General features: G+C 53.5%; 14 protein-coding genes and 1 pseudogene. 12 read left to right on the forward strand and 3 right to left on the reverse strand.

What is annotated here, in order from left to right:
* Positions 1–18 precede the first annotated feature (18 nt).
* The 4 genes from C4J84_RS00945 to C4J84_RS00960 all read left to right on the forward strand — a co-directional run bounded on the left by C4J84_RS00945 (position 19) and on the right by C4J84_RS00960 (position 4,707).
* Positions 19–396: a hypothetical protein gene (locus C4J84_RS00945; RefSeq protein WP_124369153.1), complete on the forward strand. Its 378-nt coding sequence runs from the start codon at positions 19–21 to the stop codon at positions 394–396.
* A complete protein-coding gene (locus tag C4J84_RS00950) occupies positions 381–1,025 on the forward strand; it encodes a hypothetical protein (protein ID WP_124369154.1) in 645 nt (214 codons plus the stop codon). The genes C4J84_RS00945 and C4J84_RS00950 overlap by 16 nt, the downstream gene beginning before the upstream one ends.
* Position 1,026: 1 nt before the next feature.
* Positions 1,027–1,719 (forward strand): hypothetical protein, encoded by a 693-nt coding sequence (locus C4J84_RS00955; protein ID WP_124369155.1) that lies wholly within the window; start codon positions 1,027–1,029, stop codon positions 1,717–1,719.
* Positions 1,720–2,118: 399 nt separating this feature from the next.
* The gene (locus tag C4J84_RS00960) at positions 2,119–4,707 is read left to right on the forward strand and encodes an autotransporter outer membrane beta-barrel domain-containing protein (protein WP_124369156.1); all 2,589 of its coding nucleotides are present in this window, start codon (positions 2,119–2,121) and stop codon (positions 4,705–4,707) included.
* Between the two features lie 461 nt (positions 4,708–5,168).
* On the opposite strand, the gene C4J84_RS00965 is transcribed toward C4J84_RS00960, so the two are convergent.
* A complete protein-coding gene (locus C4J84_RS00965) occupies positions 5,169–5,756 on the reverse strand; it encodes a hypothetical protein (protein ID WP_124369157.1) in 588 nt (195 codons plus the stop codon).
* Between the two features lie 16 nt (positions 5,757–5,772).
* A complete protein-coding gene (locus tag C4J84_RS00970) occupies positions 5,773–6,384 on the reverse strand; it encodes a hypothetical protein (RefSeq protein ID WP_124365365.1) in 612 nt (203 codons plus the stop codon).
* Positions 6,385–6,654: 270 nt separating this feature from the next.
* Here C4J84_RS00970 and C4J84_RS00975 point away from each other — a divergent pair, with 270 nt between their 5' ends.
* The 6 genes from C4J84_RS00975 to C4J84_RS01000 all read left to right on the forward strand — a co-directional run bounded on the left by C4J84_RS00975 (position 6,655) and on the right by C4J84_RS01000 (position 11,545).
* On the forward strand, positions 6,655–7,335 hold the full coding sequence (locus C4J84_RS00975) for a CsgG/HfaB family protein (RefSeq protein WP_124360727.1): 681 nt from the start codon (positions 6,655–6,657) through the stop codon (positions 7,333–7,335).
* 29 nt (positions 7,336–7,364) lie between these two features.
* On the forward strand, positions 7,365–7,727 hold the full coding sequence (locus C4J84_RS00980; RefSeq protein WP_124365366.1) for a DUF4810 domain-containing protein: 363 nt from the start codon (positions 7,365–7,367) through the stop codon (positions 7,725–7,727).
* A complete protein-coding gene (locus C4J84_RS00985) occupies positions 7,724–8,374 on the forward strand; it encodes a DUF799 domain-containing protein (protein ID WP_124365367.1) in 651 nt (216 codons plus the stop codon). Before C4J84_RS00980 ends, C4J84_RS00985 begins: the two co-directional genes overlap by 4 nt.
* 222 nt (positions 8,375–8,596) lie before the next feature.
* Positions 8,597–10,219 (forward strand): VWA domain-containing protein, encoded by a 1,623-nt coding sequence (locus C4J84_RS00990; protein ID WP_124369158.1) that lies wholly within the window; start codon positions 8,597–8,599, stop codon positions 10,217–10,219.
* 154 nt (positions 10,220–10,373) lie between these two features.
* Positions 10,374–10,946 (forward strand): RNA polymerase sigma factor, encoded by a 573-nt coding sequence (locus C4J84_RS00995; RefSeq protein ID WP_124369159.1) that lies wholly within the window; start codon positions 10,374–10,376, stop codon positions 10,944–10,946.
* Complete coding sequence (locus C4J84_RS01000; protein ID WP_124434785.1) at positions 10,943–11,545, forward strand: hypothetical protein; 603 nt, start codon at positions 10,943–10,945, stop codon at positions 11,543–11,545. The genes C4J84_RS00995 and C4J84_RS01000 overlap by 4 nt, the downstream gene beginning before the upstream one ends.
* A 234-nt stretch (positions 11,546–11,779) precedes the next feature.
* On the opposite strand, the pseudogene C4J84_RS26355 reads toward C4J84_RS01000, so the two are convergent.
* Positions 11,780–11,988 (reverse strand): annotated as a pseudogene (locus tag C4J84_RS26355) (hypothetical protein).
* Between the two features lie 1,687 nt (positions 11,989–13,675).
* On the opposite strand from C4J84_RS26355, the gene C4J84_RS01015 reads away from it, so the two are divergent.
* Both C4J84_RS01015 and C4J84_RS01020 read left to right on the forward strand, forming a co-directional pair.
* Entirely contained in the window at positions 13,676–19,483 is a 5,808-nt protein-coding gene (locus C4J84_RS01015) for an ATP-binding protein (RefSeq protein WP_124434787.1), read from the forward strand.
* 65 nt (positions 19,484–19,548) lie between these two features.
* Complete coding sequence (locus tag C4J84_RS01020; RefSeq protein WP_124434788.1) at positions 19,549–21,345, forward strand: hypothetical protein; 1,797 nt, start codon at positions 19,549–19,551, stop codon at positions 21,343–21,345.
* The last annotated feature ends 406 nt before the right edge of the window (positions 21,346–21,751 follow it).

Consider the following 21,751-nt stretch of genomic DNA (forward strand, 5'->3'; position numbering starts at 1 on the left):
AAGCCGGAGTAACACCGTATGGACGCAAATTCCCCCACTAAACAGCCGACCGTTCTGGCTAGCATCGGCCGCCGCCTGCTGGCCCGAATCATCTTGTTCGCCGACGCGCTGTCCAGCGGTCAAAGCCTGGGCAAGCGTTTGCTGAGTATTGCGACGGTGAACCGTAATAGCCGCAAGGGCTGCAGCGTTTCCCAGTCGTTTACCTGTAATGCCGGGGCGCTGTTGATTGTCGACTGGGTGTGGATTTTTCTGGAGTCCAGAACCCGCCTGGGCGACATGTTTGCCAAGACTATCGTGATTCAAACCGGCAACTTGACCAAGGTACGCAGCCTTGCCGATATTTTGACGACGGGAAGTCCTGCGCTGCTTGAGGATAAAAAGTGGACGATAAGCTAAATGAACTGCTGCATTTTGTCCCCCAGCATGCCGATTATGCTGTGGACGCTACAGATCTGGACCCGGAAGATATCCCCGACCGTCGAATAGCGGGCGTGACCGAGTTGCTCAGGACTCATCCCGATGAGGGTGTGCGGCTGTTGGCCGCGCGTTTGTTGACGAGTTGGGGCGTACAAGAAGGATTGAGCTATACGGTTCATATCGTTGACCACTTCCAGGCATTCGGAGGGTTTGACTCACATCGATTGCACGGCCACGACGAGACCTTCAAGTTCGTGCTGAGGTCGTTAGTGGGTTACTTCTGCAGACTGGCAGATGCAGGTGAGAGCGAAAAAGCACGGGCTGACATCTATGAACCAATGGTGAAAATCATCCATCTGTCGAATGACCGCCCTTTTGAAATCGCTGATATGTTTTGGTTGGTCAAGCGCGAAGAGTTCAGGGATTTCATTCCAGCGTTGCGTGAGCATTTGTTGGCTATTAGCGCGCATCCTGAGCTTCACCGATGGAAGATTTATGATGTTTTGGAGCTTTTATTAAAAGTGGATGCTGAGTTCGCTTCTGGATTCTTGAAGCGGGTCGGCAAGTCACATGACGACTTCAACTTGAATAAAACATTAAAGGACTGATGTGAAAAACCTCCTCCTAATCCTCATCACCACCCTCATCCTCGGCGGTTGCGTCAGCCACCCCCTCACCCCCGAAAACCGCGCGCAGATCAAGACGGTAAAAGTCCTGCCCGTGAAGTGGGAAAAGAACATGGTGTACTTCGGTCGCGAACAAGCCTGGGGCGCGGCACTCGGGGCCGGGGTTGGCGCGGGTGTTGGCATGGCCAGCGGTGCGTCCAAGGTGGGTACCGCGGCGTTGAGCGGCGCCGGTTTGGCTGGCGGCATGAAGCTTGGGCAGTTGGCAGAGATGCCGACGTCGATGGCGATTCTGACGCTGATCGAAGCGGAAAAAATCGACGTGGGTGTGTTGCTCAAGCAGGGCTTTGTCGATGCACTGGGCAAGACCTCGACGCTCAAGGTGGTCGGCGACGATGAACCGGCCGATGCGCAGATCCAGTTGACCGTGTCCGAGTGGGGTTTTCGCCTGACCCAGGGGTTCAGCAGCGTGATTTACCCCACCATTAGCGTGGTGGCGCAGATGAATCGCGGCGATGAGATGATCTGGCGCACCTTTGAAACGGTTACGCCATTCAATGGCCAGAACGTTTATGGCTACACGCCGCTGACTTATCGCACCGATCCTGAGGCCTTGCGCCGGGCGTTGACCGGGATTACGCAGATATCTGCGCAGTATCTGGTGAAGGAGCTCAAGTAAGTCTGACGGTGGTGTAACAACGTCTATGCGGCGTTTTTCTGGTTGCTCGCGTTATCGTTGACGATTTTCGCGAGCAAGCTCGCTCCTACAGGGTGGGCGGTGTTGGGGCGTGCCGCTTATAGCTTTGAACATTTTGTTTATCCCAGTGTCTTTACCCCGCCCACCCGCAATCGGTCGGGCTGCATGGACTGCAGCGTTTTCAAATGACATTAAGGATTGATGTGAACCCTATTCCCCTTACGGCCCCTGTCTGCCACCGCCCACGGTGCGCGTGCCCGCGCCTGGGATTCAGAAGGGCGGCCCCGGGGGACTCATTCGGATCGATTGATCCTTTCCCAAAGCACACCTACTGCCGCCGGGCCTCTTGGCGGTTTTGACCTGTAGTTCATGGAGTTTGAAATGAAGCGCAAGCAGTTCCAGAAAAGTCTGTTGGCAATCATGGTTGGCGCGATCAGCACCCAGGTGCTGGCAGTAGAGTTCGACCTGGGTCAGGGCAAGAATATTTGGGCCAATGAGACGTTTAACGAGCCGGTAACCATTACCGGCAAGTTTTCCGAGGTGGTCAATTCCGGCACCACTGACCCCGCCGGTCTCGGATTTGTGAACACCAACATTCAAGGCTCGCTGATCAACCGCGCAGACATCACGCTGGACTCACAGGGCAAAACCATTCGCGCCATCGCCATCGACCCGATGTTCTGGTCTGGTCCTTCCGGTCTGAACCCCGGCACAATCACTGGGGATGTGGTTCAGGCGGGCAATATCCTGATGACCCATGGCGCCTATGAAGGGCTTGAAATCGGCGCTACCACCATTGGCGGCAGCGTTATCAACTCCGGCACCATCCGTTCCACGCCGCCGGTGAGCGCCGAGCCCTTTCCCGGCTACCTGGGCGGTGGTGAGGGTATTTACCTGCACGGCACCACGGTTGCCGGTGACGTTTCCAACACTGGCGTGATTGATATGGCCGGCCCGGAAGCGATCGGCCTGGTCCTCGACGTCAACAGCGGCACGCCGACCACCATCGGCGGCAAGCTGCTCAACTCGGGCTCGATTATCGCCACAGGTAATGGCGCCTGGGGTATGGAAGTTGAGACCGCTACCAACCCCCTGCGCATCGAAAACAGTGGCCTGATTTCCGCCAACGGCAATGAAGCCAAGGGCCTGACGTTTTACGCGGGCACCTTTGATTACATCCTCAACACCGGCACCATCGAAGCCAAGGGCGCGTCGGCCAATGCCTTCGACCTGTCCGGCGCCAGCTTTGCGCAAAACAGTGCCGCAGGTGCGCGTGGTATCGTCAACCGTGGCCTCATCACAGCCGACGGCACCGCGATCCAGGTGGATGCGGCCGAGCAGGTCGCGACCTTTGAAATCAACCAGCAAGCCGGCGAAATCCGCAGCAACAGCGGTATCGCCGTCGATGCCAATAACCTCGCCAGCCTGAACTGGACCGGTGGCAAAATCACCGGCGACTTGCTCAACCTCACCGCCGTCAACGTCGATGGCCAGGCGGGTTTCACCGGTAGCCGTATCATCGCGCCTGTTTCGATCAATTCGGGCTCGCTGAACCTGTCCGCACCTGGCACCGCCATCACCGGCAATCTGAATGTGGCCAGCGGCGCGGGCATTGATATGCACCTGGCCGACAGCGTGGTGCCGACCACGCCGTATCTCACCGTCAACGGCACGGCCAATCTGGCCCAGGCCTCCAAGCTGACCGTCAGCGCCAACCCGGGCGACTTCGCCGCGCCTAAAGCCGGCACGCAATACACCCTGCTGCAAGCCACCAACGTGCAGAACAACGGCGTGGCCGTGGCCAGTGCGTCGTCGTTGCTGAACGTGCTCAGCTACTCGGCCGATGCGCAGACGGTCAAGGCCGTGGTGGCGGTGAAAAGCGATCAGCAGGTGCAGCAGGAGCTGGCGGGTGCCAGCGCGGGTGCGTCGGCTGCGACCGCCGTCAACGTGTTGAAAAACGATGTGCTCGGCCAGCTCAACCAAAACGACCCGGTGTTCCAGAGCCTGGCGAACGCCGGGACAGCACAGCAACTGGCGCAGCTCGCCGGCCAACTCACGCCGGACGTCAACCGTGGCGCCCTCGATGTGGCGCTGTCGGGGCAAACTGTGGTCAACGGCGCGATCTTCAATCGCCTCACCGACCAGCGCGAAAGCCACCAGGTCGGCGGTGTGTGGGTGCAGGGCCTGAGCAGCAACATGGACCAGGACGGCCGTGGCGGCAACAACGGTTACTCGGCCAACAGCAGCGGTATGGCGGTGGGCGTGGACGGTCGTGTGAACGACACCACCACCCTGGGCGTGGCGTACAGCTACCTCAACTCGAATATCCATTCGGACCTGGGCAACAAGACTGACGTCGAGGGCCACGCGCTGTCGCTGTACGGCAACTGGGCGCTGCAGAACTGGTTCGTGGATGGCAGCCTCAGCTACGGCCATAACGAGAACGACAGCAAGCGCCACGTCGCGGGCACCACGGCCAAGGGCAGCTACGACAGCAATGTGTTGGCGGCCAGCGTGATCGGCGGCTACAGCTTCAAGCCGTCCCAGGCGGTGGTGATCGAGCCACGTGTAGCGGCGCGGTATGCCAACGTGCGCATGGATGGTTTTACCGAGAAAGGTTCGTCGGCGGCGTTGAGCACGGCTTCGCAGCGTTATGAAGTGGGCGAGTTGGGTGCTGGTGTGCGTCTGGCGGCCAACCTGCCGTTGAGCGCCGGCACGCTGCAACCGGAAGCCACGTTGATGGCCTATCACGACCTGATGGGTGATCGCGTCGCGCAAACCTCCAGCTTCGTGGCGGGTGGTTCGCCGTTTACCGTGACCGGCGCGTCGGTGGCGCGTGACAGCTATGAAGCCAGTGTGGGCGTGAATTACCAGGTCTCGGACTTTAGCGTCGGCGCCAGCTACACCCGCCAGGCACGCAGCGGTTTCGATGCTGACGGCGTCATGCTCAAGGCACGCTACGCGTTCTAAGCAACACCTCAACATAAATGTGGGAGGGGGCTTGCTCCCGATAGCGGTGGCCCAGTCAATGATGTGTTAACTGACTCACCGCCATCGGGAGCAAGCCCCCTCCCACATTTGGATTTGTGTGAATCCATCAGAACAACTTGCGCTGTACAGCCTCAACCCGCGTACGTAGAGCCTGCCGCTAATCCCCTGTGGGAGGGGGCTTGCCCTAATGCCAGTCAGTTAAGCGAAAGGGCTTCACTGTAGGAGCGAGCTTGCTCGCGAAAAACGCCCAGACAACGCGTTCATTCTGGATGAACGAGGGGGCCTTGAGTTCTTCGCGAGCAAGCTCGCTCCTACAAAAAGCCTTAACTGACTGGCATTAGGGCTTGCCCCCGATAGCGGTGGTCCAGTCAATGTCGTGTTGACTGACTCACCGCCATCGGGAGCAAGCCCCCTCCCACATTTGGATTTGTGTGAATCCGTCAGAACAACTTGCGCTGTACCGCCTCATCCAGCGTGCTGCGCGTCAACGCCTCTACCACTTCCCGGGTGTCTGCCTGGAACGGGATGCCCACGATCAGCACCAGGTGCATCCAGGTGCGTACCGACTCGCTCTTCTTGACGCGGCCCAATTCCTTGCCGTCTTTGTCCTTGAACACGGTTTCCAGGGTGAAGGTGTTCTTGGCTGTGGACGGGATGATGAAGAACGTCACGCCGGTGATGATCGCCGAGGCCATGCTGAACTGTTCGTTGTTGTACAGGGTGGCGTCAGCGTAGATGTCCGAGTCAACCTTGTCGGTGCTCACCCGTGCGAAGCGGTTGGACTGGCGGAACCCATCCGCCACGGCTTTTTCCCACAGGGCGGCGGGTGCGCCGGCAGCGGCGTTGGCGGGGCCGCCGTTGACTTGGTTCAGCCCGGTGGTGCGCACGTACGCCGTAGGTTTTTGTGCGGGCGCGTTGGCGGTCGGTGGCCAGGTTTGTACCGGTGGCAGTTCGTGTTGCGAGTAAGACACGCAGCCCGTCAGCAAGACGGCCGCGAGTACCAGGCTGTGCTTGATCAATCCTTTCATGTGATGCTCCTTGCGGTTACGGTTTGGCCAGTTTGGCGGTGGCGGTGTCGAGCAGTTGCGCGACGAGTTCGTTCAGTTGTTTGGCGCCCATGGTCGGGGCCCAGTATTCGCGACCGTACAGGCCCACGTTGCGCTCGAACTTGACCTCTTGTTTGCTGCTGGCCAGTTCCTTGCCGTCGCGGTCGACGATCACCAGGTCGCCGGCCAGATCGAACGTGTCGACGTAGATCGGGCCGTTGACCCAGATCCAGATCGTCAACGTCAGCAAGGCGCCGGGTACATAGCCCGGGTGTACGCCGCGATGACCCTTGAGCGACGTCATGTTGAACTTGAGCGAAACATCCTGCTCACCCAGGCGCACTGGGTACTCGGTAACCTGCTTGAAGTAACCGGCCGCGCGCACGTACTGGTTAAGCTGCAACGTCAACGAACGGCTGATCGCGGTTTTGTTGGCGTCGTTGACGTCGGCGGCGTTCACCGTCACATCAGCGATTTGCGCGCTGCGCGGGCTGCTGACAGAAGCCGGGTGTAACGGGGCGCCGATAGGGCCGGTGACGGTGTAGGACACACAGCCCGTCATCGACAGCGCGGCAACGAGGGCGGCTGCCCGCAAGAGGATTTTCAACACGCAATATCCCTATTAATGAATGAACCAGGTCAGGGTCTCGGCACGTCGGCTCAGAACTTTAGGCCGATCCGGTTTCCCTCCCTCAGCAGCCCCATTCATCACTTAACCCTGCGTTTATTCAAAACACCTTGAGAACCGCTCTCAACCCCGTAAAATGCCGCAGCCGTTGCGGCACGACAGGTTCAGGGATGAATACAGACGCACGTGTTTCCCTCCCCGAAAATGGCCGCAGCCCTGCGCTCTGCCGATATCTCACTTTAGGAGCAACACGTGAAGACACTGTCCAAAATCCTGCTGTCGGGCCTCACCGCCGTGGCGCTGTTGACCGTGGCCGGTTGCGCCACCGAGAGCAACCGCGCGATGCCGGTGGAGCAAGTCGCCAGCGCCAGCGTGGCCTATTCCGGCGTGCGCGTGCCGATTGCCGTGGGCAAGTTCGACAACCGCTCCAGCTACATGCGCGGTATCTTTTCCGACGGCGTCGACCGCCTCGGTGGCCAGGCCAAGACCATCCTTATCACCCACTTGCAGCAGACCAACCGCTTCAGCGTGCTGGACCGCGACAACATGGGCGAAATCTCCCAGGAAGCCAAAATCAAAGGCACCGTGCAGAAGCTCAAGGGCGCTGATTACGTGGTGACCGGCGATGTGACCGAGTTCGGCCGCAAGGAAACCGGCGACCGCCAGCTGTTCGGCATCCTCGGCCGTGGCAAGACCCAAGTGGCCTACGCCAAAGTCGCGTTGAATATCGTCAACATCAACACCTCCGAAGTGGTGTATTCCACCCAGGGCGCCGGTGAGTACGCGCTCTCCAACCGTGAAGTGATCGGCTTCGGCGGCACCGCCAGCTACGACTCCACCCTCAATGGCAAGGTGCTGGACCTGGCCATGCGCGAAGCGATCAACCGCCTGGTGGACGGCATCAATGCCGGCGCCTGGAACCCACGTAACTGATCAGCAACACCTCAAGGAGCAGTACACGGATGAGCAAGGCAGTGAAGTTGGCGCTGACGCTGGCAGCAATCGCGACGGTAACCGGGTGCCAGACGGCGCCCCAACCCCTGTATCAATGGGAAAGCTACCAGCCGCAGGTTTACGAATACTTCAAGGGTGAGCCCAAGGAAGCGCAGGTCGAGGCACTGGAGCGCGACCTGCAAAAAATCAACGCCACCGGCCGCAAGGCGCCGCCGGGTTACCACGCGCACCTGGGCATGCTGTACATGAACATGGGCAAGGACGACCAGATGGTGCAGGAGTTTCGTACCGAGAAGGCGCTGTTCCCTGAGTCGGCCGCCTACATGGACTTTTTGCTGAAAAACGCCAAGACCGGAGTCGCCACCAAATGAGCCTGTTAAAACTCACCGGCGCCTTGCTGGCCCTGGCTTTGCTCGGCGGTTGCGCGGCGCCCAAGACGTTTGATTACTCAGCCTACAAACAGGCGCGGCCCAAGTCGATCCTGGTATTGCCGCCGATCAACGAGTCACCGGAAGTGCAGGCGTCCTACAGCCTGGTGTCGCAAGTCACCTACCCGTTGGCCGAAGCCGGCTACTACGTGCTGCCGATCGCCCTGGTGGACGAAACCTTCCGCCAGAACGGCCTGACCACCGCCAACGATATCCAGGCCGTACTGCCGGCCAAGCTGCATGACATCTTTGGTGCAGACGCCGCGCTGTACATCACCGTCAGCGAGTACGGCACCAAGTACATGCTGATCTCCAGCGACACCTCCGTGACCGCCTCGGCCAAACTGGTGGACCTGCGCACCGGCACCACCCTGTGGACCGGCACGGCGCGTGCGTCGAGCGAGGAGGGCAACAATAACAGCGGTGGCCTGGTGGGAATGTTGATTACAGCGGCGGTCAAGCAAGTGATCAACAGCTCCACCGATGCGGCGCACCCGATTGCCGGTATCACCAGCGCCCGGTTGCTCTCGGCCGGGCAGCGCACCGGCATCCTCTACGGCCCGCGCAACCCGAAATACGGCACGGACTGAAGTAACCCTTTTCTTCAGACAATGAAGATCAAATGTGGGAGGGGGCTTGCCCCCGATAGCTTAGTGTCAGCCACTGCATCTGGTGGCTGACCCACCGCCATCGGGAGCAAGCCCCCTCCCACACTGATTTCTGGCGTTATCTAAATCGAGAATGTTAACCCGGACCCCACATTCCCCGCGTCTGACCTTGTGAACGGACTATTCACTCACGAGGTTCAGCCCATGTCCCGCCCTCTGCTTTCCCTGCGTCCTGCTGCCCAAGGCTTCACCCTTACCCTGCTGGTGGCGCTGGCCGGATGCGGGCTGTCGTCCTCGCCTGACCTGGCGAAACCGGCTGAGCCCGCCGCCGAACTTCAGCGTGCGCCGGCCCAGGGCGCATTGGTCAAGCGCATGGCCATGCCTGCACCGATGCAAATGCGCGAGACGGCGACCATGGACTACCGCAGCGAACCCCGCGAGCAATACGCCAACCTGCCCGACAACCCGGTTCATCGCGTCGCCGAAACCCCGGTCTCCACCTTCAGCGTGGATGTCGACACCGGCAGCTACGCCAACGTCAGACGCTTCCTCAACCAAGGCAGCCTGCCGCCCGAAGGCGCTGTGCGATTGGAGGAAATGGTCAATTACTTCCCCTACGACTACGCGTTGCCTACCGATGGCTCACCCTTTGGCGTTACGACCGAAGTCGCCGCCACGCCGTGGAACCCACGGACTAAACTGCTGCGCATCGGCATCAAAGCGTCCGACCGCGCCGTGGCGGACCTGCCGCCGGCCAACCTGGTGTTTCTGGTGGATGTGTCCGGCTCCATGGACCGTCGCGAAGGTTTGCCGTTAGTGAAAAGCACGCTGAAATTGCTGGTGGATCAATTGCGTGATCAGGACCGCGTGTCATTGGTGGTCTACGCTGGCGAATCCCGCGTGGTGCTCAAACCGACTTCCGGGCGTGACAAAACCACCATCCGCAACGCCATCGACCAACTCACTGCCGGTGGATCCACCGCTGGCGCGTCCGGCATCGAACTGGCCTACCAACTGGCCCGCGAAGGCTTTATCGACAAGGGCATCAACCGCATCCTGCTCGCCACCGACGGTGACTTCAACGTGGGCATCAGCGACTTCGACAGCCTCAAGCAAATGGCCGTCGACCAGCGCAAAAGCGGCGTTTCGCTGACCACCCTCGGCTTCGGTGTGGGCAACTACAACGAGCACCTGATGGAGCAACTGGCCGATGCCGGTGATGGCAACTACGCCTACATCGACAACCTGCGCGAAGCCCGCAAGGTGTTGGTAGACCAGCTCAGCTCAACGCTGGCGGTGGTGGCACGGGACGTGAAACTGCAAGTGGAATTCAACCCGGCACAAGTCAGCGAATACCGCCTGCTCGGCTATGAAAACCGCGCCTTGAAACGTGAGGATTTTAATAACGACAAGGTCGATGCCGGCGAAATCGGCGCAGGGCACACGCTGACCGCGCTGTACGAAATCGTACCGAAGGGCGAGAAGGGCTGGTTGGAGCCGTTGCGCTATGCCAGAGCGCCTGCGGCTGAAAACACCTCGGCCGAACTGGCGACGGTGCGCGTACGCTACAAACCTGCGGTGGGCGGTGATAGCCAATTGATCGAACGGGCCGTCGGTAAAGCATCCACCAAGCCCAGCGACGACCTGCGTTTCAGCGCCGCCGTAGCCGCCTTCGCCCAACAGCTCAAGGGCGATGGCCGCTACACTGGCAACATGAGTTTGCAGGACACCGCCAACCTGGCCCGCTCTGCACGCGGCGACGACCCGTTCGGCCTGCGCAACGAGTTCGTACAGCTAGTGGAACTGGCCCAAAGCCTGAAACGCTGATCTCAAATCCTACACTGTCCAAATGTGGGAGGGGGCTTGCCCCCGATAGCGGTACATCAGCACCAAATGTGCTATCTGACCCACCGCATCGGGAGCAAGCCCCCTCCCACAGTCAATCCTGCTTCGGCTGACAAAAAGGAGTTCACCCCAGCACATGGCCGTCCCAGACGATCCACCCAGCGACGAATCGCTGCTGGCCCGCTACCGCACCGGCGACGCCGCTGCTTTCGAAGCCTTGTACGCCCAGCACCGCCAAAGCCTGTACCGCTTCCTCCTGGCCCTGTGCAACAAACCCGAACTGGCCGAGGAAATCTACCAGGACACCTGGCTCAGCCTGATCCGCAGCACCACCCAGCCACAGGGCCGGGCGAGTTTTCGTACGTGGTTGTTCCAGATCGCACGCAACCGCCTGATCGACCACTGGCGCAAGCACGGCATCCACAACCCGTTGCACGACAGCTACGACGAGCAGCTGCACGCCCAGGCCGACCACAGCGCCGGCCCCGAGCAACACCTGAGCCTGAGCCGCGACCAGGCGCGCCTCGACGCCGCCGTGCAAGACCTGCCCGAAGACCAGCGCGAAGTCTTCCTGCTGCGCCTGCACGGCGAACTCGAAGTCCCCCAAATCGCCGCCCTCACCGGCGCCCCGCTGGAAACCGTAAAAAGCCGCCTGCGCTACGCCCTGCAGAAATTGCGGCGCTTGTTGGCGGAGGAGGTAACTGTATGACTGACATTCGACCCACCCCAGACGACGAACTGCTCCAGCACTACCGTCAACACAGCACCGGCGAACCCCCCGCGTCCCTCGACGCCTTCATCCTCAACACCGCCCGCCGCGAAGCCCCGGCGCCACAACTCAACCTGTGGCAACGCTGGCTGCACGCCTGCCAACGCCCACGCTGGCAAATGGCATTCGCCACCGTCGCAGGTTTAGCGCTGATGATCGGCGTGCTCACACGCTCCCCCGTGCCGCAGCCCGAAATCTCCACCGCGACATTCTCCGCCCTGCACCACCAAGAAGCCGCCCAGCCAACGCCCCAAGCCTTCTCCGCCCCCGCGCCAATGGCCCGAATGGCTGCGGCACCCAGACTTGAAAGTGCGCCGGCTCAGGCTGAAACCGCAGATACACTGGCGGCCCCGCCAGCGGTAAAACTCAGCAAGTCCGCGCCGGCTGCATTGCCGTCTTTGGAGCAGGAGCTGCAGGCCATCGTGAAGTTGCGTGAGGCGGGAGAGAGCAAGGCAGCTGATGAGAAGCTGCTGGCGCTGCATAAGCGCTTTCCGGAGGAGGATTTGCCGGGGAGGTTGGAGGCGTTGCGGAAGCGTTGAATTGGCATACACGAAAAAGCCGCAGGTCTTTCGGGCTGGGGCTTTTGCATTCGTATCTGGTGCCACGGCGTCGTTTGAACTGGGCGTTAAAAGGCGCGTATTCATTGGGTATGTTTGGTGGTTCTTCGGTTAGGCATACACGGCGCTTACTTCTGGCCACTTTTTCGAGGTAGGTAAAGCAACACCAAATGGTTGCTGATGTGTTGGCATTCAGCTGAGTAGTTACTTCTTCGTTCAACCTTCTGCCGCAAGTGAGGCAAGCGCAAGGGTGATAAATCCTGCATTTCCATCCAGGGTATCCAGTGCCCCTCGAATGTTCTGTGCCACTTCTGTAGATCCTGTTTGCTCAACCCAGTTTGACAGCTCCTCGATAGCTGCCCCAGGGCCAGTTGGTTTTCATTCATGCGCTTGAGCAATGACGCAAGCAAAGGGGTGTCTTCCATGATCTTCTCCCGCCGTGTTGTCAGGTAGTCAATCTACCTCGAGCCAGTCGCATTGCATATCAGCTGTCCTCACCACCTGATGATCGGAAATCGCGCTGATCATCTTGATTCCCTAGATGCGTAGTTGCATGGACTTGACCAGTCGTTTGCATCGGATTTGACCAGCACACTGGGTGGCCTTGATCGGCAAAAAACGGCCAGGAGCAGATCTTCCTTAAATCTCCAAATAGGTTTACAAACCAGATCCGTTCACGAGTTTAGGCTAGACGGTATGACACTTTCCAAGGGCAGTATCATAAAACTGATCACTATTGACCGGGCAGCGGTGGTACTCAGGGACTGGATGAACTCTCGGGAGGCGGCTCCTGGAGATATCGCTGTGGTGGAAAGGGTTTCAATGGGGGAGGCTGGGTGTACCGTTCTCTTGTTGTGCGAGCCAGAAGTAGTATTCCTTGAGTGGAGAGCGTCATATTTTGAGGCTGGATTGACCTATGAGGTGCTTAGCAGCAGTCCCACTGACGTCGCCTCTTGAATGTATGCTCACGGCCGATTTCTACCTGCCGCCACCGCCAGATTTGGGTCGACTTCTGCCAATCAGGGCCGCCAAGTGTGCTGGTCAAATCCGATGCGAACGACTGGTCAAGTCGAATGCAAATGAGTGGGCAAGTGCAATGCAAATGGGTGTTCAGGTGGAGTGCAATTACCCACCCTAGAGGCCAACAATGTGATGTAGGGCCAATTTGGAAAGGCAGCATCAGAGCACATATCCAGCCTCCCTCCAAAACTGTTGTAACCGGTGTTACGAGTGTAACGCCCTCACCAAACGCCCAGTTTCATTGACTTTCATGCCTGTTACACAGTTGAGCGACATAGCGTACATCCCGATGTGCCGCTGCTCCTGCGTGTAACGCTAAAGTCAGCATCCGGGTGTTGTGGGCAGGCGCTTTGCGCTCGAGCCTACCAAGCGAATTTCGCGGGCTCCACCTTTCGATGAGAGGAAATCAGGCTGGGGAACCTGAGAGCTTTAGCTTCACACGGGGCATGAAACCCGCGGGATTGAGTTTGTGGGAGGAACTTAAAGTTACTGAAATTTCAATTGTTGAAATTGAAAGGTTTCCACAGAAAAAGACCATTTCTGCTCCATTGGTACGATTAAAATTTTTGTTGATGATGGTGAACACTCCACCAGATCACCTCTGCGTCATTTTTAGAGACTGAAGGTGCAGGAAAGCTTCCCACGCGCTGATCGCGTGATTCTCGCAGGGAGTGGGTGTGGCGGGCACGTGCTTTCAGCATTCAAGGTAAGTGCAATAGGTGTTCACATGTAACACGTGTGTCACGGTTTACTTAACTCGTTGATTAATTTGATTTTTTAACGTTGCACGAATTCGGCGAAGCCGCTACGCCCGTGTTGGAAATGTCGAGAGTGTGTAACACTGTTGAAATTAAGACGTAATTTTGTGTGCCTTTACGGCTTAAACATGTCATTACTTCTTCGGGTTCAGTGTGTAGCTTTTCTTAGGCCTAGGATAAGAGGGCGCTAATCATGAATATTGTAGATTTTGTTCTCGGCATTGGCTAAATTGGCTGAACGCGCCTAAAAAAGCCACATATACAATAAATTGTGATCGGCATCAGCGGGCGGTCGATCTTAAGCGAAGTCAATTGCTAACTATGGCAAGGGCATATGAATAAAATTTCTTGTATTGAGTTTGATGCTTCCAGAGATAGTCATCCATACGTTGGTATTTGGCCTTTTTCTGCTGATGGTTTTTTTCCTTCTGATATATTTCCCCCTCAACACTTATATGATGTTGTTTTCAAATTGTGGCCTGCTTATTTTAATTGCCCTGCCGCAACAGTTCGGCGAGCCATTAGAGCTCATTTAAAACGTTACGCTCCTCAGGCCTTAAAAACTACTCATAGAGACACGATCCAAAGAGATACTGCGATGGCAAATGCTTTCGCAACCCTATACTCTTCCCGTATTAGAGCTAAAGAACTTACCTTTCATAGGGAAAGTTTAGGCAGATTCGGTCGTGTAAGCAAAAAAAATAGTGTTTTGGAACCGGGCAGTACTTTTGGGGAACTCATAGGTCATAGCTATCACGAGGATAGTGAGTTAAACCCTCTATTTAGATGGTTTTTGGATTGTGCTCAGCCAAGGCATGAACTTGAAAGAGAAAGGTATTTAACAGGGGAGTTATTATCTGAGGGTTTTAAAAAAACACCGTGTCCTAAGCCAGTAGATAGTATCGAGTTTGCCAGGCTCGTGTTGGTGTATGCTTCATTGTCTAAATCGTTCGATGAGCAAGTGTTGCTAGTAGAAACGGCACAGTTGTTAGGCTGTACCCATCTAAATGGGTTGGCGAGAGTGCAGTTTGAAGGCGGCGAGTCAATCGACATTGATTGTGAAGATGTTGGACATAACATCGAACAGCCTAAGCTTATGAAGGGGGTATCTAAATCAAGTGATGAATGGCCGCCTGATTCTGACTCATTGCGATATGTTGAGGAATTTGATTCTGCTATTTCTGCCTTATTTAAGTCGAAAGAGTTGGTCGCTGAATGGGATGGAGGGATGATTTCAGATCTTATTACTATTCCAGACGATAGGTGGAGAGCTCTTTCAAGTGCCGTGCAGGAAGCGAGAGAATCGTCTAAAAATGTTGTCAAATGTCGCTTGAGGGTACAAGAGCAAGACGCTGCGCAGTGGGAGTTGATTCTTGATAGGGTTGGTGCTGAGCAAACTTGGAGTAAGCATGTTCCGGCGAGCGACGAGGAGTTGGTGGCAAGTTTTTTGTTGTTGTGCAGAATAAAAAACGCCTTAGATGAACTAAAACCTTCATTTAATCAACTTGAGGTTTGGAAGGGTTCACTTGGCGGTGTTTTGAATCTATCGAAATTGGAAGGATTAATCAATTCGATAAGCGCAGAGAATGGCGACAGGTGCGAGCGGAGTTCATTTAGAGAATCGTTTAATGAGTATTTGAAAGCATTACCTCCGGCACTTTTAAGACGGTGTATTTTGGGGTTGGATGGAGTAGAGCTAAGTTCACTAATCGACCCGGATGGTAATGATCGCTGGTTAGTGGGTGATGCAATACTCATAAGAGCAGCGCTAGATAAGACGAGTATGATTCCCAGTAGCGTAATGGACGTTATTCTGGCCGCAGTGGTTGTTGAAAAAAGAAGAGCTCTGCTGCATTTTATTGATCCTAGTTCCGCAGTTCTAAAAACAAATTTAACATTTCGAAGAGTTGTTGCTGTTGAGCGTTTTCGGGATATATTTTTATTTGAGCCTGTTGCGCAAATACTCGACCCCTCTTCCGGTCTAAATGATGTTGAGTTGGTTGGCCGTAACGTTTATGAACTTGCGGAGCTGATATCGGTAAATTCGAGTTTGTTGTCAACTGGTGCTGATGTTTCGCGTTTGATAAGGCAGTGTTCCAATGATGAACGTGCGTGCTCTGCTTTAAAAGAATTTGCCAATGCACCAGTCACAATGCGAGGTAACTTCCGAAGGCTTAAGGAGAAGGCTAGAGATAAGTTGCTAAAGACCGCTTTCAAAAATGACGAGCCAGTGGTGAAACAGGCTCTAGTCCTGATTGAGGACATTCAAAGTGAAAATTTTACAGATGGGTTGTTTTTTGAACTTCAAGAGGAGCGTCCAGATGATAGCTTGGAACAGCGGCATCGAGAACAGTTAACTCGATATGTTTCTCAAATGGATCGTTTGTTGAGAGACTTCGTCTCTGAAGTACAACATAGGCCCGATGTCAGACTGAAGAGTGTCGCGTCGAAACTTAGAAAACTGCACCGACAGCTGAGAAGTTCTGACGAGATTGGATCGTTGGAATGGTTAGAGGGGCAGGTTGCAGAACTGCTCAGCAATCCGGCCAGTGGGAATAGTATTCCAACATTGCGTGGGAAATCTGAGGATATTGAAGGTTCTAGATGGACCTCTGAAAATACATTATGGGCCACAGATTTTATAGAGTTGCCCGAATTTTATTTTGAAGCCTCAATTTCTTCATGGGATGTAGCTGTTGCATCGTTATATTGGCGGGCTTTAGGGAATGCGCCTGAAGGGATGCAGATAGCTAAAAAATTACTAGAGTATGAAGAATATCAAGGTGCAATAAAGTTTGCCAAGGAACTGAATGATAAAGCAGTCAGTAGTTATGTGCTGGATGCTGTATCTCCGCAGGTCGACGCCCTCGCACTGAGGGTGGGTAAGTTGATTATTGAGCATGGTGACAGCACTCTGGAGGGGATTGAGGAATATAACCTATATAAGTCAGCTTTAGACTTGTTCGATTTGACCGCTGCGAGCGAGCATCTAGAGCTATTGGAGTTAATAACCACCGATATTAATAAGGTAGTTTCTTTCGATTCAAATCAGAATCAGGAGAGACGGCTGGCTCTTTTACGTTATTTTGGCTTGATTGGCACTACTTTGGAAGATCCAGTGCCAATTGATGCGCAACTAGAAATGCTTTGGTTGAGTGTTATGAACGCTCATTCATTAGAGCGACTACATCTAACAGTTGTTGAGAAGGCCCTTGACAATATTGACAATGCCACCGGTAGCTTTGCCAGCGTAATCTCGACCTTTAAAGAGGGTAATCAAAACCCTGATCGGTGGCTGCCTTCAGATACGGCTGCTGATTTTTCGGATTTTGTCCGCGAGCCAGCCGAAGTGCTAGCGTCATGGGCGAGATCAGCGCCTATGTATATTTCTTCTGAGCAACGTGCTTCGTATATAGTCTGTGAGTGGTTTATAGGCTTTGTAGTGGAGCGTTCGAGATCAATACATCAGCTAGAAGAAGCTGATAGTTTGAATTCAGCTATGGATCGGATATTTGAAGTTTCCGCGATTATTGTTAATGCACTTCGTCCAGCCTTATGCTTAACACAGCTGCGTGAGACCGGAGAGGTGCCTCATGAACTCGTTGATTTGGCTATCGACCAGAACGGGACAGGTGACGATAACCATTACTCGAACTTCGGAAAACGTAGGCTGAATGCTCAAAATGAGCCAGGAGAAGATAGCTCTGAAGCATCATTGGAAGTTATGAGGCTTGTAAAAAGAGAGCAATGGTTAGAAGCAAGTGAAATTTGTGCAAGGTTTGATGCGAGCGGAAGTGAAAAAGCGACGTCTTTGTTCAATATGACTGATGTGTTTCAAGCTCTTTCGGATGAAGCAGAAAAGCCTAGTGTCAATTTAGTCGACAAGCTGGCGTCAGCTGCGACATGGCTTTCCACACATAACGAATACACTACACTACTTCCGGAATCAAGAAGAGTGGATCTAGCGTTTCGTGTGCTTAGTGGTGTCGTTGCCGCCGATAGCGGGGATGAGATGACTCGCGTGCCCGCAACTAACGGCGCATGGACAGAGATATTGGGACGATCCTCACCTTTTAGGAAAATGTTGGTAACTGGAGTAGAGTATCGTGTTGAGAAGGTACTGGAGGCGCTTTTAACTGGGTGTTTGAGCATCCAGATAGCCGAACGGCTTTGGGATGCTGCGACGAACATAAATGACCCTCATACTTACCGTACACCACTTCTAACATTTCTATATGAGCATGGTGCGTCTGACGCATTGAGTAGGCTTGCAGCTAAATTCGATCCCGCCATTGCTGCTCGCCTTTCCCAGCTTTTTGAGTTAAGGCTGGTGGCCTCAAACCGACCAGATCTCATACCGGTGGCGCAGTCGGTTGCAGATCAAGTGGTCACCGCGGCGAAAAGTTTACCTTTTAGAACATTTGTTAAAGAGCTACCTACGGCAGCTCAGGTAGTGAAGCCTAACCTCAGCGTTGAATGTGAGGGGGAGTTATGCTTAAGGGACTCGACTAAGGGTGCTGTCTTCGAATTACCAATTGTGGTTACACCACAAGGTCTGGTACCTGTAAAGTTGGAGGCTACTCTCTTTGACGGTGATGATGCCGTTTTTGAAGAGGATACGTTACGCTCTGAGCTTTCAAGTCGTCCGTTGTACTTCGCTAGTGAGTTTACACTGCGAATTAAATTTGGTTCATCGTGGTTTGTTAAAGGAAGTAATCCTCGCGACAGTGTAAGAGTAAGGGTCCGTGCCAAAACAGTAACAGATGAGTTTTTTGTAGAGGATATCGTGTGTAGAGTTCGCTCCTACGACTCTAGGGGATATAGCGGTACTGATCTGAATACTGATACTTTGCTCGATATATATCCTGGTGTAAGCAATACTCCTGCAGTCGAGGAGGCGTTCATCGGTAGGCATGATGAGTTAGAGTGTTTGAATCAAGTGCTGGTTTCCGCACGGCGGCCTAGTCCAGTATTGTTAACTGGTATGCGTCGTATCGGGAAAACCTCACTGCTATTTGCATTTCATAATCGTTTGCGGCAACCGGGTAATTCGACAGCAATAAGCTTTTACCTTTCCTTGGCTGAGCGAAGAGTAGAGTTTGTAGATCATGATCGTTCTGTGTCGGCCACTATTTTTCGCGCTATTTCTCATGGGCTTGTACGACCCAACCTTTCCGCGACTGATCAAAATCATGCTTTGTGCACACGAATTCGTCAAAAATTTGATGGCGACTGGAAAGCTGCAAGAAAGGCAATTCAGGAGTGCTTCGACGAAGAAAGTCTATCTGACTCGCTTATAGCGCTGAGTGAGAAAATCCTAGATTGGACAGGCGCGCCTTCAGAGCGATTTATTTTATTAATTGATGAAGCAGAGGCTTTGGTAGCGCCATATCAGGCTGGAGGGAACAAGAGACTGGAGTTGGAGCAACTACTCCAAAGTCTTCGTGAAATCTCCCAAACCACCGGTTCAATAGGCATTTTGCTCTCCGGTAGCAATCATATTAACGTTTTTGCCAGGGAGTATAAGAACGCATTTTTTGGCAGCAGCCAGCTTATTGAGTTGGCAGGATTAAAAGATGCTAAAGAAGCTGCCGCTTTAATTGCTCCTCATCGAGTATCAATTTTTGTTCAATTCGAAACGCCAGCTATCGAATACGCTTTCTCTCTGTGTGCAGGAATGCCGCAGTTTCTCTGGCAAGTTGGTGCAACTGTTGCGCATTTGGTCAGATCCGGGGCTGCAACAAAAAAAGACGTTAGGATGGCTGTGGCAGCTTTAGTTGGAGAAAGAAAAGCAGAATTACCGTTTAAGTCTTATGAGATTCTTGAGCCAATTGACAGTATGTTGGCCCTGGAAAGTGCTCGTGAGCGAGACCTGCTTTGGATGCTTCTTTATCGTATCGCTAACGCTAGTTCTCTCGTTGCGGAAGATGCAACTGTTCCGTTTGTAATTGATCATGCACTCGCGGCGTTGGAGGAGCGTTCAGCTTGGAATAGGCGCCTTCGGGCTTTGGTTGACCTAAAAATACTGCGCATGGATTCATCATCAACAATTCGTTTCCAAGTTCCACTTTTTGCTGAGGGATTCAGAGCTAAAAAATATTGGCAGGAATACAATATTAGGCTTCAGGGAGTTGCAGTATGAGACGAAGTTGTGAATGGTTTTCGGATCGGGCGGATATGATATGGCGTGCGCAACCAGCTAGATCTATGCTGCTGTTGGTGCCTCAAGGTTGTGATGAAACTGCTGCTTCAACATTAGTTCGTGAGTGGACTTTACGCAACTTTAAGTTGCCCTCCGCCTATAAAGATCATCATCCTGTTTGTGTTGCCTTGACTTCGGATAGTATGCAGTCATGTGCTCACTTCGCAAATACTTTTGCAAAGCGGCTATGCCGACCTTTGAGTATTAAGCTTGAAGCAGATCCCGATGACTATCCAACTGATACAATTCAATTGGCGGTTGAAGGCTTATTGAGTTCGGGATATTACCCTATTATTGTTATTGAAAGATTCCATGCTTTCGCTTTGATTAAAGACTCTGGCATGACATCTGTCTTGTCGGGTATGCGTTCTCTTGAGCATGCAGGCCAGCTTACAACTCTAGCTTTTTCACCACTTACCTACACGATGATCCGTCGGTTAATGCAAGATGGGCAGCCATTCCTCAACTCTGTGTATGGTGATAATCACGATCAGGCTTTTATGACGCCTATCTCTCGGGAGGACTTTGTTCAGTACGCAACTGATCGAGGTATAACGAACGGTCGCGCAAATTGGTTGTATGTTCGCGGAGGTGGTCCAGACGCAGTATATAACGCTCTGATTGATGTTTCGTCTTCTCCGGACTCTTTCATAATCGAAAGGTGTATTGATCGTATCGGTGATACTCTAGATAAGTTTTTAGAGCGCTCTTTTGCCGCTGGCCTAGAAGACCAGAATTTGATTTTGTCTACTTTAGCGGTGGGTAGATTACTAAAGCAACAGGTTTCATTTTTAGCAAGCAACCCTCTCTCTCCTTTTTTGATGAAAAAGACTGCGGATGGTAATACGGTCTGTAGTTCTCAGATTTTAGCAAGAAAGATATTGCGCAGAGACCAACCGAAGTGGTCTCTCTATGGTGAGTGTCTTCAGGCAATAGGTAGTGAGGAATACCAAAAAGCTGGAGACATTGCTAATTGCCTAGAGGATGACGATTCGAGGTTAACGGTATTTAAAAACGTGGTTCTCCTGCGCTCAGCTCTTTTCTCTCGTCCGGGATTAGGGTTACTAGGTATCGAGTGGGCAGTTGTAGGCAGGCTCGCAGATAATATAATAAATTCTGACGCCCGCGTACCAGATGATATCTTGGAGTGGATTCATTCAGTGTCAGAATGGGCTGATTTGATTATTGATAATGGAGAGGGGGCTATTAATAGATTGCAAGTTGACGCGCTTACATCTTTAGCTGCGAATAAAGATGTTAGGATTCTAGTTTTGTATATGATTTATTCGTTTGTTAAAGAGGTGTCGTTATTGAAGTCACCTTCTCAGCGTATTCTTCATTTGGTTAATGTTCCAGAAGCTATATTGCAAACCATTGCTTCTGGATTTTGCGATATAGATTACAAAAAACCCGCAGAGCCTTTTCCGAAGGCAAATTACAGTGAGTTTTTTAGCGGGGTAAGCGAATTTTTGGTTCCAACTCCAAACCAAAAAATGGCACTTACTTCGCTACTGGTCGTTGTTCCTGCGTTGCTATCTTTTCGTGAGCTGAGAAATTGCGAATCGTTTACGGATAGTAAAAATATAAAGTCATTGCAACAAAAGCTCGTTGATTGCGTGAGAAATCCGGCCGCCCACACTATTGTTGACTTTATAGAAAAGGACTCAAGTTTTCTATTGGAGTTGTGTTCAAAGTGGGTGGAAGGCTGGATAAGAATGGAAGGGTTTCAGGAATTCAATGATTTGCCTGTGGTGCGCAATACTCCAACTTCCGAAGATATTGCTGCGATACTTGTTGGCTGATTGAGGTGAGATTTCTATAAAAATTGGATATCTGCTTAGACCGGGTGCGTTAATGGTGCGAAAATCAGAATTGAGAAAGCCGATAGGTGTCGGCTTCTTAGCCCGCTTGGTTGATATCTATATCGCGAGAAAGTCTTGCAAGCGATGCTGGCTGCTACGATCTGCGAGATCACCCCATTTCCAATTACCAGAATTCTCACCTAGTTGAGGAATATCGAGATTAAAGAGTGATATTGGATCCCTGCTAATCATGCGAGAAGCAGCATAAAGCTCGCCGCCCACGTCGAGCAGCGCCTTGGCCGCTTCATTCCACTGTTCCTCCAAAACGTCATGAGCGAGGTGTAAGGCCTTTTTCTCGATCTTTTGCTGCTCTTCCTGAGCTTCGGTAATGTATCGATCAACGGTG

It is taken from the genome of Pseudomonas sp. R11-23-07 (assembly GCF_003852295.1).
In the GTDB taxonomy this organism is placed as follows: Bacteria; Pseudomonadota; Gammaproteobacteria; order Pseudomonadales; family Pseudomonadaceae; genus Aquipseudomonas.